Here is a 17,484-nt window from a genome sequence, read left to right as displayed (position 1 = left end):
CGAATGAATACCAAATTTCATGTCATAGCAGCCTTCACCATCTGTCTGCACCTGACAAATCAATCATTTGCTCAAACAAGTAGTATGGTAGTGGAGGCTAACCCTATTGTCAAAAACCTCCGTCAGCCCATCAGGGAAGTCACCCTCACCGGCACTGGCTATGAACTGGGCCTGCAGCATGGTCAAATTTTAAAAAAGGAAATCGGTGAACTCATCTCCAAATTCAAGGAAAAAACGACCAGCGAACTGGGCAAGGATGCCAACGAGGTAATGGCCGATTTTTATCAAAAAACAAGTTTCGATGCAGCCATTAAGCAATGGACACCAGAACTTTACGAAGAAGTCAGGGGCATCGCCGATGGGGCCGGGCAGCCGTTCAATGACGTGATGGTGTTCAGCCTCCTTGATGAATTTTGGGTCTATCAGGACAATCTCGAAAACCACCATTGCAGTGGTGTGGGCGTGCCTGCCCGTGATGGCCACCCCGGTTATATTGCGCAAAACATGGACATCGAAGCCTATACCGACGGGTATCAGGTGCTGCTACGCATCGTCCGTAGCGGCGACCGCCCCGAACAGCTCATACTGACGCATCCAGGCTGCATCGTACTCAACGGCATGAATGAAGTGGGCATTGGCGCTTGCATGAACACTCTAATGCAGTTGAAGGCCAGCACGACGGGTCTGCCTGTGGCGTTTATCGTGAGGAGAATGCTGAGCATCGCCGACAAGGACAATTTGCTGGATTTTATACAAAAAGTGCCTCATGCCTCTGGCCAGAACTATATCATCGGCATCAGAGGAGATGTCTATGATTTTGAGGCATCCGCCAATAAAGTGGTGCGTTTTGACCCAAAAAATGAGAATGGAACGGTTTATCACACCAACCATCCGCTAGTGAACGATGACGTGAAGCCTTGGCACAAGAAGTTTGACCCGACACTGAAAGAAGAAGAAAAGCCTGTTGAATCCAATAGTTTTGTCCGTTTAGCCGCAGTACAACGCTGGGTGGCTCCGAGTGGGGCCATCAGCGATGCCACCATCAAAGCTGCACTGCGCTCCAAAGACGACAAAAAGTACCCTGTTTGTGTTACCCCAAACCAATGGGGCATGACCTTCGGCTCGGTAATCATGACGCTTACAGGAAAGCCATTTTTACAGATTACCTCAGGGCCGCCCGATGAGTCGGAATATAAAAGGGTCGATTTTTCGAATAGATGAGTAAAAACATGTTGGGTTTTATGGTATGTTGCCTTAATTTAAAAATTATAAAAAATAAAAAAATGTTGAAAAACCATTTTCCGTTGGTAGTCCTCCTCGGTTTTCTACTTGCAGCCGTTGCTTGCAAACAAAACCATAGCGACAAAGCCAATGATGACAATACCGTCGCACCAAAAACCACCCCGGCCTTGACCATGCAACAAACCGCTGATGGAAAATGGGTCATTTTGGACGGCCAAAAAGCAATCATTTATGATGTATTCATTTACGACAATGGTCCCGATTACGAGGCAGATGGACTGATTCGGGTGGTGAAAAATGGTAAAATTGGCTACGCAGATGCTAAGACTTATGCCATCGTCATCGAACCACAGTTCGATTGTGCCTACCCTTTTGAAAATGGCAAAGCCAAGGTCAGCAATCAATGCAAAACTGAAAAGGATGGTGAGTACAGCGTATGGGAGAGCGACTTTTGGCAGTATGTGGATAAGCAAGGAAAATTTCAAAAATAATCATACTTTATCATGAAAAGTGGAACATTCTTCATTGGACTATCGCTAATCTTTCTGATTTCTTTTACTGTGAATGCACAAACGGTAAAACTAAAATCATCTGAAGGGTATATATCAACAAATGATTCTGTGCGTCTTTTTTATCGACTGACAGGCGAAGGAAAAGACACCATCGTTGTATTTCATGGTGGTGGATTTGGTTCTCGCTATCTTGTTCCTGACCTGATGCCACTTGCGGCTCATCATGTACTTTTATTTTTTGACCAACCTGGTACAGGCTTTTCTTCCTTTGTTAAAGACACTGCAAGATTAAACATTCACCAGTTTGTTCAGGATGTAGAGATGGTCAGGAAACATTTTCGCATGCAAAAAATGAAAGTACTTGCACATTCAAATGGTGGTATATTGTTGGGTTATTACGCCACTGTTCACCCTGATAGAATAGAATCAATGATCCTTGTAAATCCAACGGCAGCTTCTCAAAAATGGAAAGGTGTAAATAGGCTTGATAGCATTTCCCAATTGATACTAAACCAAAACAGCAAGGCTTACAGATCTACTCCCGCAGATAGCATTAAAGCTTGCTGGGACTACTATGCAGTATGGGCCCGGGGTAAATTTCCAACACCACTACATGTAAGGAGGATGTGGGGTGATGTCTGTGATTGTAACCAAAAAAACCAATTAAACCCAATCAGATTTTATTCCCTTCAATCTATGGGCAAATGGGATATTACACAACAGCTTTCTAATGTAAAAGCAAAGGCTCTGATTATAGGAGGCGATCAGGATGAAACACCTGTAACAGCATGGGAAGAATGGAAAAATAGTTTGCCAAATAGTCAATTATTAATTATCCCTGGTACGGGACACCTACCTTATGTAGACAATCCAGCTGTATTTTTCCTGGCAGCAGAACAGTTTCTGCAAAATAAATGGCCAGACCATTCAGTCCTTCAGGCTAAAGGTGTCGGAATAGTTTTTCGGACTGACGAAAAAGGTTCGCCTTATCTGAAAGCAAGAGCAGCCGTAATTAAAGTGGAAAATGAACTTGTAAGATTAATAAACAACTCAGCCTGGGACAGTGTAGCGGCAATATATGCAACCGATGCTACGATTTTTGCCCCCGGCTCACCACCGGTTTCAGGTCAGAAAGCGATTTCAAGTTTTTGGCATACTGTTTCTAAAAGAGGGATGCACAACATTGAACTTCAATTTATTGACCTCGAACAAAGCGGGGACAAATTAATTGCCAAAGGCAAATATGTGATGAACAATCAGCAAGACGAAATCATTGATATTGGAAAATTTATAGCCATCTACAAAAAAGAAAATAACAACTGGCGTTTACAAACAGATATGTTTAATACAAGCATGGAAACAAGATCTCCAATTGAAGTGCCCGATTATTTAACATTGCCAAAAAACTAATTGCCTGAATTGGAAAAAGTAAAAGTGATTATCCCACAGTAATTTCTCTATTTTAAATCAAAAAAAATCAAGTTTTTTAAATGAAAAATTTAATCTTATTTCTACCTTTTTATCTTCTGGCAACTTCTGCATTTTCTCAAGGAAAAGTAGTAAATGAAAACATCGTCATTGGCGTAACGGATAGTGTCCAATCCAATATTTTGGGTGAAAACAGGAAAATTTGGGTACATGTACCTGGTGGAAATGCCGACAGCAAAGAGCGTTTTCCTGTAGTGTATGTATTGGATGGTGAGGGACATTTTTCATCAGTAGTAGGCATGATTCAGCAATTGAGCACCATCAATGGTAATACGATGTGTCCTAAAATGATGGTGGTAGGCATACCCAACACGGATCGAACCAGAGACCTAACACCGACGCATATTGATGCTGACCCACCTTTTATGGATAGTACGTTTTCAAAAACATCGGGAGGTGGTGAAAACTTCATAGCATTTATAGAAAAGGAATTGATGCCGCATATTGAAAAAAAATATCCTGTAGCATCTTATAAAATGCTCATCGGTCATTCATTCGGTGGTTTGGCTGTAATGCAGACTTTTGTGCATCACAACGATTTGTTCAATTCCTACATCTGCATTGATCCGAGTATGTGGTGGGACAAAGAAAAGCTTTTGAAACAAACGCAAAAGGTTTTAATGGAAAAGAAGTTTGAAGGAAAATCTCTATATCTGGGTATCGCCAATACACTGGAGGATGGTATGGATATAAAAAAGGTTCAAAAAGATACCTCACAAGAAACGAAACATATCCGCTCCATATTAAAATTGCAAGCCGCATTTGAGAAAAATAAAAATAATGGCTTGAATTATCAGGGTAAATACTATCCGGAAGATACACACGGCTCTGTTCCGCTGATTACAGAATATGATGCTTTACGTCATTTCTTTGATTTTTTCCCTTTAAAACTCGGCATGAAGGATTTCACAGATTCTACAGGTATTTTGGCAACTAAATATCAAAACCACTTTGCCATGCTATCTCAAAAAATGGGTTACCAAATCAAGCCCGACGAAGGAGAAATCAATTATATGGGCTATGATTTTCTGGGAAGGAAAATGTATAAAACAGCAGAACGTCTTTTCAAACTCAACGTAGAAAATTATCCAGAAAGTTATAACGTATATGATTCTTATGGCGATTATTTTATAGCCATGGGCGATACAGCAAATGCGATTTTACAATTGAAAAAAGCTTTGGCTATAAAGGAAAATGAAGGGTCGAGGAAAAAATTGACAGAGCTTGAAGGAGCTAAAAAATAAGCGTTTGGAAACATCCATATATTAACATGTCGTCCTATTCCATATTTTTTTGGGTATTAATCAAAAATAAATTTTTAAAATGACTGCAATTTCAAAACCAAGGATAGAATCCATTGACCTTTTAAAAGGACTGGCAATGATTGTTATGGCCCTCGACCATGTCAGGGATTATTTTCATTATGATTCATTTATGTTTGATCCATCTGACCCTTTACAAAGTACTTTACCTATATTTTTCACAAGATTTATTACTCACTTTTGCGCACCTGCTTTCGCTTTTTTAGCCGGTACTTCTGCTTTTATGGTTGGAAAAAGAAAATCAAAGAAAGAATTATCCGTATTTCTATTCAAGCGTGGTCTATGGCTGGTATTTATCGAAATGACTATTGTCAATTTTGCATGGTTTTTTGATATCTATTTCAGAAGTCCAGGTTTGCTGGTGATCTGGTCTTTGGGGATAAGCATGATTGTTTTAGCAGCGTTGGTTCACTTTTCTAAGTATTTTATCTTAGCATTTAGTGTTATACTGATTTTTGGACATAATCTGTTGGACAATTTTCATATGGGTGGCCGAATGTTTTGGTCTGTAATCCACGAACGGAACATTTTTAAGATCTCAGATGATGTAAATTTTTATATTGAATACCCCTTGATACCCTGGATTGCAGTGATGTCCCTTGGCTACTTTTTTGGTACTTATTATGAACCATCTTTTGACCCCAATAAGCGTAAAAAATCATTTAACATCATTGGTATTGCTGCTATATCGATATTTATTATTTTAAGGTCGTTTAATATTTATGGAGAGTCTATACCGTTTGATGATAATGGTATGTTTTCTCAAACCTTAATGTCATTTTTGCAACTGACAAAGTATCCGCCTTCGCTACTGTATTTATTGGTGACTTTGGGGGCAGCATTTTTATTTTTGGCCAATACAGAAAATGTACGCGGAAAAGTCGTAAATTTCTTCTGTACTTTCGGTAGGGTTCCCTTTTTTTACTACATCATTCATCTGTTCCTGATACATATTGTTGCCATGGTTTTTGCTCAGTTTTCAGGATTGGGTTGGCAGGCTATGATTTTGCCTGAATGGTCTATGCCCAAGGGATTTGGTTACAGTCTTTTGGTGGTATATATGGTGTGGATAGGGATTATTATTTCGTTGTATCCGTCTTGTAAATGGTTTGATACTTATAAACAGGCACATAAAGAAAAATGGTGGTTGAGCTATTTGTAGGCACAGCTTCTATAAGAATCTAAGATTAAACAGTCACTATGTTTTTGTAATATATTTTTTGTGCGTGGGTTAAATAAAAACCACAATACACAGGAATAAAACTTTCAATATAATAAAATTATTTTTTACTGGACAGCATTGGTAGTGTAAATCAATGCTGTTTTTTTTGTGCGCCAAGCATGTTTAATATCTAAGGGGTGAAAGTCCTCGACGAGCCAGCCGATAGGAATCGTTAGCCAATAGCAAGGGTGTCTTGAGTAATTGAGAATCTGAAGGAAGCAGGCGGCAAAAGTGTGATTGAACGAACAGAAACATATTATAAGGCTTACATTGTGGGTAAGTGAGCAATAGATTGCGAAGCCCAATAGTCGGACGTAAACAATGGTAGTAAAATATGTCAGTTACACGGAAAGAGATTGAACTTACCTTGGGAGATCCTATAAATAGCGACCTGAGACGGAACAAAGCGCAAGGGAAGTAAAGGACTATTTAAAGGAAGTCAGCAGAGATCATAGTAGTGAAGAATCATCTGTAATGGATGTGGAGCGAAGGATCGAATCTTTAGGATGTTAATTTTTTTTGAAAGTAATGGTAAAGGCCAATGATTAAGGACAAGGAAAATGCTAAACCGATGCAACCTGCTGGACAGGGAGAAGGAAATAATAGCAGCCTATTCAATGATGAACTACCCGTATGGTACGACGGAAGTGGAAAGGTATGTCCGAAGTGGACTTCCAGATGCTGGCAAGAGAGAGAACAGACGATGAACGTACTGGAAGAGATAGCGTCGCTAAGGAATCTAGTAAAAGCCTACCGACACGTGAAAACGAACGCAGGTAGTCCGGGAGTAGATGGAATAGATGTCAAGGAGTTCGGAAAATGGTTTAGAACGCACCATGGAGCACTAAAGACAGAAATCCTAAACGGAGACTATCGCCCTTCATTAGTACGTGGAGTAGAGATACCGAAACCCAAAGGGGGCAAAAGGCTACTGGGCATACCGACGGTAAAAGACCGAGTTGTACAGCAAGCAATCAGCCAAGTGATGGTAAGGTATTATGAAGTTACATTTACGGAAAGCAGCCATGGATTTAGGCCAAGCCGTGGAACAGAGAGCGCACTAAAGTTAGCCCAGTCACACGTTAAAACAGGGAAGACACGAGTAGTCGACATCGACTTAGAGAAATTCTTTGATGAAGTGAATCATAGCCGATTGATGTGGCATCTGAGTTTACGGATGGGTGACAAACGATTACTAGACCTAATCAGAAAGATACTACGTAGTGGCATACTGTTAGGTGGCGTATCGCATCAACGGATAAAGGGGACACCACAAGGAAGCCCACTGAGTCCGTTGTTATCCAACATCGTATTAGATGAACTGGACCAAGAACTGGCTAGGCGTGGACTGAGTTATGTAAGATACGCAGATGACGTTTTGATCTTTGTAAGAAGTAAACAAAGTGCCGAACGGGTATATGTTAGCATCAGCGAATACATAACTAAGAAAATGCGTCTGAAAGTAAATGTAGAAAAGAGCGGAGTACGGAAAGTACATGAAGTAGCGTTTTTAGGTCATAGTCTAGGTGGTGGTGGTCGCCTTTATCTAAGTAAGCCGAGCGAATTACGACTTAAGTCGAAGCTAAAAGATCTGACATCACGTCGACGTGGGATCAGTCTGGATCAGTTGATAAAGGAAGTAAATAGCTTATTGCGTGGTTGGTTACAATACTTCAAGAGATCAGAAATGAAATCGAAGATAGAAAGAATCAACAGCTGGCTGAAAAGACGAATAAGATGCTTTAGGATAAAACAATGCAAACGCAAGATTGGTATTGTCAGATTCCTAAGGAGCCAAGGCGTAAGTGAGAAATTGAGCTGGCTGACAGCCCTAAGTGGCAAAGGCTGGTGGCGTCTATCAAACACTCCAGGCACCAATATCGGGATGAATAACGAGTGGTTTACAAAGATTGGATACTACGATTTAGTCTCCAACTACAACCATCTGCACAAATCCACCTAAAGAAACCGCCGTACACGTAAGTACATACGGTGGTGTGAGAAGACGACAAAGGTAATCTATTTTTTTAATTACCTTTGTCTCTTACTCGATTTATAATTGAATTGGAATCTTACCAACGCTGAAATACTTAGGTAATAGTTATGCCATTACCAAGGTATTTGAAAAATAATAAATACTTGATCCTTTATTTTATTTTGTTTAAAGTTAACTATTTTGCATTTTTGTATTTGCTGGCAGAAAGTTAAGATGAATAGCAGCCATTTCATTTGTTTGAGGAAATACTTTTAATGTTCCCAATTATTATAAATTTTTTATCTCTATCAATTGAGCGGCTACACTGATAGCTATCTCATGTGTTGTTTCACTTTTTATATCCATTCCTATCGGGGCAAATATTTTATCAAGTTCTGAATCAGGATACCCTTCCCGGATCAAATCAGCAAAAAGCACTTCTATCTTTTTTTTGCTGCCCATCATGCCGACATATCTGTACTGGCTGCCCAACAATGACTTTAAAATAATTTTATCGGTGCGGTACCCAAATGATACAATGACCACATACGTATTCTCTCCCGCAGGAATGTATTTTTGGCATTCGTTCAGATCAATAACATTTTTGCTATGAGCAAACTTGTTCATCTCAAAAGTGTTGAGTCCTTCACGATGATCAAGCAAATGGATTTCAAAATCGAGTTTTGATAACACTTCACTCAAAGCCAGACTTACATGACCACCACCAACTATAAATACCTTATTCTGACTTCCTATCGATTGAACCATCGTCCATTTTTGATCATTTTCTATGACCGAATGATCAGAAGTTTTATCATCTGAAACTACATCAAACCCAACATCAGTATATCGAATGTACGCTTTGGTATGTCTTTGTATTTTTTCAATGACTGAAATATAGCTCCTGTCCAGATAATACAATGCTACAGTCTGATTTCCGCTGCATATCATACCTGATTTGTTTTTTCCTGATGAAGACTGATGTATTTGATGTTTAATAAAAGGCTGAAAAGTCCTTTTCGAAGCAATACTTTTGACATTTCAACCAGTTTGTGTTCCATAATCCCACCACCGATGGTACCCGTAATATTATCGAGGGAAACAGCCATTAAAAATCCCATCCTGCCGGGGCTGCTACCTTCGCTTCTGATGACCACCATAAGCACTATGGATTCACTTTTTACCAACTCAGGCAAAAGTTTATGATAAAAATCTAAAACCATACGCTGCTCATTGAGTAATAGATCGCCATCACGCCTGAAAATAGTGCACTTGCCCAGAATCTGTATTCCAGAGGTGTTTTATTTTGGATGATATAATTGGCAAAAACAGAGACCGGTATATTGACAAGAAATGCATTGAATGCTGTTTGTAATAACGTGACATTGATCTGATCTACTTTGTCGGACAACAAAAACACAATACAAAGGTGTCTTGCTATCCATAAAGGATTAAAATAAAGCAGAGCCAGACACGTTTTTATCCATACCCTTTTTAAACCCGCAAAGACATTTACTTTTTTATCGATCCACCTGAAATAGGTTTTTATTTCTAATGCATACAAAGTACTGCCAATCACAAATATACCCAGGCTACGCCAAATATCACCTTCGTTATTGAATAAAGCTGCGATAGTATCTCCTGTCATGTAGATCATACCACCTATAAAATAGCTAAAGTATTGACTCTCTCTGATTTGCATACTTCAGATCTATTTTTTGCCCTTGTAGAGATCCATTAATACCTTTTCGGGTGTGTATGGCGCATCAAAAGCGAGTTGTGCCGATGGATTAAATGCTTTTACAGCCTTTCTTATGGCAAAATATGCTCCCAAACCATACATGAGTGGTGGTTCACCTACAGCTTTGGATTTTTTTATGGCAAGTTCAGGACCTATGGCTTTTAAATGCGTAATATGAATTTCCCTTGGCACTGAATATATATCAGGAACTTTGTAGGTAGAAAGCGCATTGGAGATAAGCTTACCTTTTTCATTGTAGATGATTTCTTCCATCGTCATCCATCCTATGCCTTGTACAAGACCACCTTCTATCTGTCCGTTATCAACATCTGTATTCATACTATTTCCAAAATCGTGCACTATTTTTACACTATCAAACTGATAGGTACCTTTCAGACAGTCTACCGTAACTTCCAGGATAGCCGTGCCGTAAACATGATATGCAAAGGGGTGCCCTTTTTCTGTCGTCTTATCAAAGTGTATGACAGGCGTGGCATAATGTGCGTGTTCACTCAAAGAGACCCTTTGCTGAAAAGCTTGCTGGATCAATGCTATCCAGGACATCTGCTTTTTGTTATCGGAGGATGTGACCTGATCATGGCTCAAAATGATTTCTTTGTTTCCGAAAATACTTTCAGCAACTAGAATTAATCTGTTCTTTAGTGTATTACAGGCTTTTTCTAAAGCTTTGCCATTTAGGTCGGCTCCGGCACTGGCAGCGGTCGGTGATGTATTGGCTATTCGAAGAGTATTGGTGGATTCTATTCTGATCTTTTCAGGGCTGATGCCAAATATCTCAGCTGCTATTTGTACTAACTTAGTATTCACACCCTGACCCATTTCTACTGCTCCTGTACTAACGACCACACTTCCGTCCTGATAAATATGCACTAATGCTCTTGCGTGATTCATCATTGTATTGGTAAATGAAATACCAAAACAGATAGGCTGAACTGCATATCCTTTTTTAAACCGGACATTGGAATCATTGAAGATCTCGACTTTCTGTTTTATTTCATCCAGCTTAAAAGCTAAATTACATTCCTCCCAACTGTGTTTTGCTTCTGCATTTTCAATCACCTGACCGTATGGAAACTCGTCTCCATTATCTACAAGGTTTGCTTTTTGGATCTCATCAGGATCGACTCCTATACTTTCGGCAGCTTTTGTGATAGCTGCTTCAATAACAAACTTGCCTTGCGGCCCTCCAAATCCCCTGAACGCTGTATTTGGTGGCAAATTGGTTCTGCAACTCCAGGCAGTTGCTTCGACATTTGGTATATAATATGCGTTGGTGGAATGGAACAATGTGCGCTCAAGTATAGCCGGAGATAGATCTGCAGACGCACCGGCATTCTGATAATGAATCACTTCATACGCTAAGATTTTTAATGATTTGGTCAAACCTATCCGGAAATCTGATGAATATGGATGTCTTTTACCTGTCATACACATGTCGTCCATACGATGCAGCGATATTTTGACTGGTTTGTTGAGTTTTTGAGCAGCAAGCGCAGCCATAACTGCCCACATGGTAGCCTGATCTTCTTTGCCTCCAAATCCTCCACCCAATCTTACAACATTTACCTCAATTTTATGCATCGGCAAATCCAGAACAGTAGCAATAGTGCGCTGTACAGCCGTTGGACCTTGGGTTGATGATGCTACATATACACTTCTGTCTTCCTTTGGCCAGGCATATGCACCTTGTGTCTCGATATACAAATGTTCCTGTCCATTGATATCGGTACTTCCTTCTATGATATAGTCACATTCTGACCAGGCTTTGTCAATATGTCCGATTTTGAATTTCCTTGGAGGGACAATCAGATGATTTAGTTTTTTTGCTTCTCTAGGGCAAGTTATTAATGGCAATTCATCAAATGACACCTGTATAAGTTTTCTTGCCTTCCTGCAAATATGTTCTGACACTCCTACTATCAAGCCAATAGGTTGGCCCCAATAGTGGACCTCATCCACTGCAAAAAGTGGTTCGTCCGGGATAATACCACCTATCTGGTTTGCTCCGGGAATGTCTTGGGCCAAAAAGATTGCGGAGATGCCTGAAAGTTGACTGGCTTCCTGAATATTAATATTTTTAATTCTGGCATGAGCTGTTTCTGCAAAAAAAGGAAGGCAATATAGTGTCCCGCTTATTTCCGGAATGTCATCCAAATATATGGATTTGCCTTTTACATGATTTTGTGCATCAATATTGATCATATCAGGTCTTCCATTTTGACTTATTGTGGAAATAAAGTGATAAAATGACTAAAAAATAATTGTCTTGCCAATAAACGTTTATATTCTTTATGTCCTCTTGCATCACTAATAGGACTTATTTCGGATTGTAAAATCAGTTCAGCTCCAATTAAATTAGCTGCAGAAATTTTTTTCCCTACTAAAAAGTTACTGGTAGACGCAAGGAATAACGGAATCGGACCCACACCACCTATTGAACATCTCAGCTGTACAATTTCCTGATCTTTGTTTTGAACGGTAATAGCTGTATTTACACTGGCAATATCGAGATACATTCTTTTACACACCTTTTCAAAATTAAATTTGGTATGTATTCCAGGCAATTGAAATGAGACTTCTGTAATAATCTCATCACTGGTTTTGTCAAGTATTTTGTATCCTTTATAAAAATTATCCAGCTGGATAGCTCTTTGATTTTTTGCAGTGTCTGATAAAGTTATTTTACTATTCAATGCCAGAAGTACAATCGTGATGTCCCCAATCGGTGATGCATTAATCAGATTACCTCCCACAGTGGCTATATTTCTTATTGGTGTAGATGAAACCAGCTTCATATATTGATACCATCTCGGTATTACATCAGAGATTTCAGTATTTTCCATCAATTCACTGACAGTTGTGGTTGCTTTTAGCTTGCATCCACCATCATGAACGGATATTACATTGGGGGTTGAATGACCTGATAAAAAATTCAACTTCATATCTGATAATTCATCATGACTTCTGACATACAGATCGGTGCCTCCGGCTATGGCTACATTACCTGCAAAAGATGATAAAGGTTCAATTTTTTCAAGCTGGGATGGAATTGATTCAAAATATTCTGGAATAAATTTATTTTTGATCAGCCACTCCAAACGATTGGTATTATCTACTATTGTCAGGTTTTTTACTATAGTTTGTGCAGCTCGCTCTATAGATTTGTACCCTGTACATCGGCATATGTTGCCGTCAATACTGCTGATGGCTGAAGACTGATCGTGATTTTTTTCATTTAGCGCAAAACCACTTAAGGACACTACAAAACCAGGTGTACAAAATCCGCATTGTGTGCCGCTATTTTCAACAAGAGCGTCTTGTACTTTATTGACTCCGGATATGTTTAGACCTTCGATAGTTACGATGTGTTTTCCATGTACGTTGGCCAATGGGGTCAGACAGGAAGTGATAATTTTGTAATGCACTTTTTCATCGATAAGTGTACCTGACAATACGGTACAGGCACCGCAATCTCCCTCTCTGCAACCTATTTTTGTGCCTTTAAGCTGAGCCTCATAGCGGATAAAATCAAGTAAGGTCAAGGCACTATTGCTGGCAGTGACAACCATTTTATCATTAAGTATAAACCGAATATTCATATCAATATTCTATCTTATTTATACTGGTGCGCCATAGTTTAAAAGCTTCCAAAGCTTCTTCTCTGAGCAATTGTGTGGTAAAAAGTTTTCTATCAGGGTATGGGATTTCCAGTTCCTGATAAATAAACTGATCGTCAAAGTGAATTTCAGCCGCATCCTTCTTTGTATTGGCAAAAAATAATCTGGCAGGCCGGGCCCAGTATATGGCACCCAAACACATCGGACACGGCTCACAACTGGTATAGATATCACAATTGTCCAATTGAAATGTACCTAACTTTGTACATGCATTTCTGATAGCTACGACTTCTGCATGAGCCGTAGGATCATTGGAAGATGTTACTTCATTTGTACCATGAGCAATGATTTTACCATCTTTGACTATCACTGCACCAAAGGGTCCGCCTTTTCCGGATTTTACATTGTCTATGGAAAGTTTTATGGCTTCCTCATAAATTTAGTATGTATATCAGCGTCCATTGAAAATAAATAATTGTGGTAAATATAATAAAGTTATGCTCAGATGGGTATAATTTGCCACTGATTTATATTTTTACTGTAAATAATGGTTTATATTAATTTGGGTTTTTCCCGGAATTAAATATTCCAATTGAAGGGTGAATTATAAAATTTGAATAAATAATTAATTCTCAATAAAACCAACAATTCTCATTTATAGCACTTTCATTATTATCGGAATGGGGATGCTGTATATATTGTTATAATTTGGATTTCATCCAACTTATTTACAATATTTTCCAAAGTTTGAACAATTTAACCGGGTGCATCATACTCATGAGACAACCTATATTTCCGGACTTAATGTTCTGGCATTTGTAATGACTAATTTCAAACCTGTCAAGCGATAGACTGATTCTTTATCCCCTAGTTGTCGATTCCCGCGGGATAAAAATATCGGATCGAAGTCACATCTATAAGTCCGATTACGGCCGGACAAGCCTGACCCGAAGCGGTCAGAGACTTCGACCATCGTGCATTTTTTATACCTATCAGGTAAAATTTAGTAAAATTATATCAATATTTAGGCTTAATATTTCTATTGTAATATAAATATTAGGTATATTTGTGCATGAATTCAATAAATAGAATTGTAAAAACTCAACTGACAGCACATCTTTTTAAGAAAAAAGTTATACTGCTGATTGGAGCACGTCAAATTGGCAAAACCACATTGCTAAAAGAAATAGCGGCCGAACAACCAGAAAATAGCCTTTGGCTTAATGCTGATGAAGGGGATATAAACATCCAGTTACAAAATGCAATTACAAGTACACAATTAAAACAACTTTTTGGTAAAGCTACCTTTATTGTTATAGATGAGGCTCAACAAATAGAAAATATAGGGCTTAACCCACATTGCTCAAAATGGCTTCAAATTACCTCTTTCATATAAAGTTATCCACATTTTAGGGATAAATGTGGTTTTTTTTGGGGTGGTAATAGGGGTTTGTTGATAGGTTATAATCATAACAGACAGATTATCAGACTTTTTGATTTTTCAAAAATTGATTTGTAGTACACAGGGGAGTTGCGCATGTCAAAACTACTGCCGTACCTTTGTGGCATGTATTTCAAGTTTAGTGGCAGAACAAATCCGGCAACAAAAAAGTACGATCGATATTACAGATTGGTTGAGAGCTACCGCAATGAAACGGGTCGTATCTGTCATAGAACAATACTCAATGTAGGGTTTATGGAAGACGATTTGACTCCTGAACAGCTCAATCATATATCGCGTACACTCACAGATATGCATCAGCGCAAGCGTTCCTTATTTCCACTCACCGACCCATTAATCCAGAAGTGGGTTACTAAACTTTGGGCTGTAATAGTGCAAGGTAAGCGGTTGGATCTAAGTCTATATGATGAGAACAATCGCATGGTCAATGCCGACACACTCTCCCACAGCAACGTCAGGGAAGTGGGATCTGAGTGGCTATGTTACAATGCCTGGCATCAGTTAGATTTAGATAAAGTGTTGATAGATAATGGATTTAGCGAATTTGAAGTACAGCTAGCACAAACACAGGTTATCAGTAGAGCTGTAAATCCAGCATCGGAACTAGCCACAGCAAGATGGATTAATGAGAATTCGGCCATTATGGAGCTCACAGGATACGATCCTGAAAAGATGAACAAAGACCGGTTATATAAAAGTGCTTTACGACTAAATGATATCAAAGATAAACTGGAAAAGCATTTATCAATAAAGACCAACGAACTCTTTGACATACAAGACAAGATCATGCTGTACGACTTGACCAGTACGTACTTTGAGGGCGAAAAGCGCAACAGTAAATTAGCCCAATACGGAAGGAGTAAGGAAAAGCGAAAAGATTGCAAACTGGTAGTACTAGCCTTAGTAGTCAATATATATGGCTTTATAAAACATTCATCGATTCACGAAGGCAATTTTTCAGATTGTAAAGACATAGGCAAAATCATCGATAGCTTAGACTATACTGTAGGAGCACAAAAGCCAGTGGTGGTACTGGATGCTGGCATAGCGAGTGCAGAAAATCTAGCCATCATCAGGGAAAAAGGCTATCATTACTTATGCGTGAGTCGTACAAAAGTAAAAAACTACAAGTTTGATACCAGCCGATTGGTCGTCCATTTGGAGACTAAATCCAATAAAAAGGTCGTGTTGAAAAAAGTACTCGCAGAGGGTCATACAGACTATATACTGGAGATCAACAGTGAACTCAAGGCAAAAAAGGAACTGGGAATGAAAACAAAGTTTGATTCGGGATATGAACAGGAGTTGAACAAAATACAAGCTTCCATAAGTAAAAAAGGAGGTATAAAACAAGCAGACAAGGTCAATCAACGAATAGGAAGAGCCAAACAAAAGTTTCCATCAGCGCAAGCAAAATACCAAATTAGCCTTATTCTTGATGAAAAAAAGGAAAAAGTAGTCTCCATGACCTGGGCAAAAAATGAAGCCAAAGACCAACAAGCAATCGATGGCCTAGGTCAGTATTTTATCAAAACAAGCCTAGACGCCAAAGACGAAGTGATCATATGGAATATTTACAACACTATAAGAGAAATAGAAAGTACCTTCCGTGTACTAAAGACAGACCTTGATTTACGACCCATCTACCATAAAAAAGATGAATCCACCTTAGCTCACCTTAATCTTGGGTTATTAGCATATTGGTTAGTCAATACGATCCGTCAGCAATTAAAATCATCGGGCATCAATCACTGCTGGAAAGAAGTAGTAAGAATAGGCAACACACAAAAAGTAATAACTACCACAGGCACAAATAAAGCAGGAAGAGAAATAATAGTGAGGAAATGTTCTGAGCCAGACAAAAAACTCAAAGAACTGCAAATGGCTTTAAAAATTAAAAACAGACCCTTCACAAAACTAAAATCTGTAGTACACAAACCGAAACTCAAAAATCTTGAAAGCCCACATCTAAGGCAACTTTTGACCGACTCCTAAGCAATGTGGGTTAAATTAAAACTAGTAATTGATACTTATCCAGAGCTACAAGTAGTTGCCACGGGTTCATCTGCATTTGAATTATTACAAAAAAGTAACGAACCACTGACAGGGCGTAAAAAAGAATTTTTCTTATATCCAATAAGTTTTGGAGAAATGGTAAATCATACTTCTCTGATAGAAGAAAAATGATTACTGGAAACCCGACTCATCTATGGAAGCTACCCGGAAGTTATCATTAATCCGGGAAATGAAAAGCAAGTATTAAAAGATCATCAATAGTTATTTGTATAAGGATGTACTACTGTATGAAGGCATCAAAAAATCATCCATCATACAAAAATTGGTGCTGGCATTAGCATTGCAGGTAGGTAGTGAAGTAAGCTACAATGAGCTCGCTAAATCAGTTGGCAATATTAATGTTGCCACTGTTGAAAAATATATTGATATATTGGAAAAAGCATTTATTGTATTTAAACTAAATGCACTCAGCCGCAATGTGCGCAATGAAATAAAAAAGGGAAAGAAAATTTATTTTTACGACATAGGAGTAAGAAACAGTATAATAAATAATTTTAATCCATTGGCATTAAGAAACGATAAAGGGGCCTTGTGGGAAAATTATTTAATAGCCGAAAGAATAAAACGAAATAGTTATAACAACCATTATTGCAATAGCTATTTTTGGCGAACGTTTGACCAGGCCGAAGTGGACTATATAGAAGAATACGATGGAGCTTTACACACGTACGAGTTTAAATGGAAAACCAACCGACTAAAAGTACCTGCATCATTACTGGCAAATTATACTGTTGCTTCATCGTCGTATATAGATAGTGAAAATTATGCTGGATTTTTAGAGTAAAGTCATTTTTTTATTCCCGTAA

The 17,484-nt window shown here is 38.7% G+C and carries 14 protein-coding genes and 1 pseudogene; 9 read left to right on the top strand and 6 right to left on the bottom strand.

The window, feature by feature from the left end; translation table 11 throughout:
- Window positions 1–3: 3 nt before the first annotated feature.
- From IPK35_23865 to ltrA, 6 genes are all read left to right on the top strand, one after another.
- Entirely contained in the window at window positions 4–1,221 is a 1,218-nt protein-coding gene (locus tag IPK35_23865) for a hypothetical protein (protein ID MBK8056221.1), read from the top strand.
- 83 nt (window positions 1,222–1,304) lie between these two features.
- Entirely contained in the window at window positions 1,305–1,733 is a 429-nt protein-coding gene (locus tag IPK35_23860) for a WG repeat-containing protein (GenBank protein ID MBK8056220.1), read from the top strand.
- A gap of 12 nt (window positions 1,734–1,745) precedes the next feature.
- Window positions 1,746–3,164, top strand: coding sequence for an alpha/beta fold hydrolase (locus IPK35_23855; GenBank protein ID MBK8056219.1), 1,419 nt, complete (start codon window positions 1,746–1,748; stop codon window positions 3,162–3,164).
- Between the two features lie 80 nt (window positions 3,165–3,244).
- Window positions 3,245–4,486, top strand: coding sequence for an alpha/beta hydrolase (locus tag IPK35_23850; GenBank protein ID MBK8056218.1), 1,242 nt, complete (start codon window positions 3,245–3,247; stop codon window positions 4,484–4,486).
- Between the two features lie 79 nt (window positions 4,487–4,565).
- Window positions 4,566–5,726 carry a DUF1624 domain-containing protein gene (locus tag IPK35_23845; GenBank protein ID MBK8056217.1) on the top strand — a complete coding sequence of 387 codons (1,161 nt, stop codon included), beginning with the start codon at window positions 4,566–4,568 and terminating at the stop codon, window positions 5,724–5,726.
- Between the two features lie 631 nt (window positions 5,727–6,357).
- A complete protein-coding gene (gene ltrA / locus IPK35_23840) occupies window positions 6,358–7,749 on the top strand; it encodes a group II intron reverse transcriptase/maturase (GenBank protein MBK8056216.1) in 1,392 nt (463 codons plus the stop codon).
- A gap of 300 nt (window positions 7,750–8,049) precedes the next feature.
- On the opposite strand, the gene IPK35_23835 is transcribed toward ltrA, so the two are convergent.
- Genes IPK35_23835 through IPK35_23810 form a run of 6 tightly spaced genes read right to left on the bottom strand, consistent with a single transcriptional unit; the run spans window position 8,050 to window position 13,579 of the window.
- Window positions 8,050–8,712 carry an XdhC family protein gene (locus IPK35_23835; protein MBK8056215.1) on the bottom strand — a complete coding sequence of 221 codons (663 nt, stop codon included), beginning with the start codon at window positions 8,710–8,712 and terminating at the stop codon, window positions 8,050–8,052.
- Complete coding sequence (locus tag IPK35_23830; protein MBK8056214.1) at window positions 8,709–8,984, bottom strand: XdhC family protein; 276 nt, start codon at window positions 8,982–8,984, stop codon at window positions 8,709–8,711. The genes IPK35_23835 and IPK35_23830 overlap by 4 nt, the downstream gene beginning before the upstream one ends.
- Window positions 8,975–9,463 (bottom strand): hypothetical protein, encoded by a 489-nt coding sequence (locus tag IPK35_23825; GenBank protein MBK8056213.1) that lies wholly within the window; start codon window positions 9,461–9,463, stop codon window positions 8,975–8,977. Before IPK35_23825 ends, IPK35_23830 begins: the two co-directional genes overlap by 10 nt.
- Before the next feature lie 9 nt (window positions 9,464–9,472).
- Window positions 9,473–11,725 carry a molybdopterin-dependent oxidoreductase gene (locus IPK35_23820; GenBank protein MBK8056212.1) on the bottom strand — a complete coding sequence of 751 codons (2,253 nt, stop codon included), beginning with the start codon at window positions 11,723–11,725 and terminating at the stop codon, window positions 9,473–9,475.
- Between the two features lie 20 nt (window positions 11,726–11,745).
- Complete coding sequence (locus IPK35_23815) at window positions 11,746–13,122, bottom strand: FAD binding domain-containing protein (GenBank protein ID MBK8056211.1); 1,377 nt, start codon at window positions 13,120–13,122, stop codon at window positions 11,746–11,748.
- Between the two features lies 1 nt (window position 13,123).
- Window positions 13,124–13,579 (bottom strand): nucleoside deaminase, encoded by a 456-nt coding sequence (locus IPK35_23810; protein ID MBK8056210.1) that lies wholly within the window; start codon window positions 13,577–13,579, stop codon window positions 13,124–13,126.
- 633 nt (window positions 13,580–14,212) lie between these two features.
- Between IPK35_23810 and IPK35_23805 the strand changes: the two genes are divergently transcribed.
- The 3 genes and pseudogenes from IPK35_23805 to IPK35_23795 all read left to right on the top strand — a co-directional run bounded on the left by IPK35_23805 (window position 14,213) and on the right by IPK35_23795 (window position 17,462).
- Window positions 14,213–14,536: an AAA family ATPase gene (locus IPK35_23805; protein ID MBK8056209.1), complete on the top strand. Its 324-nt coding sequence runs from the start codon at window positions 14,213–14,215 to the stop codon at window positions 14,534–14,536.
- Window positions 14,537–14,707: 171 nt separating this feature from the next.
- Window positions 14,708–16,597: an IS1634 family transposase gene (locus IPK35_23800; GenBank protein ID MBK8056208.1), complete on the top strand. Its 1,890-nt coding sequence runs from the start codon at window positions 14,708–14,710 to the stop codon at window positions 16,595–16,597.
- Between the two features lie 3 nt (window positions 16,598–16,600).
- Window positions 16,601–17,462: pseudogene (locus IPK35_23795) on the top strand (DUF4143 domain-containing protein).
- Window positions 17,463–17,484 lie beyond the last annotated feature (22 nt).

Source organism: Saprospiraceae bacterium, assembly GCA_016713025.1.
Taxonomy (GTDB): domain Bacteria; phylum Bacteroidota; class Bacteroidia; order Chitinophagales; family Saprospiraceae; genus OLB9.
This window is presented reverse-complemented; position numbering and strand designations above follow the sequence as displayed.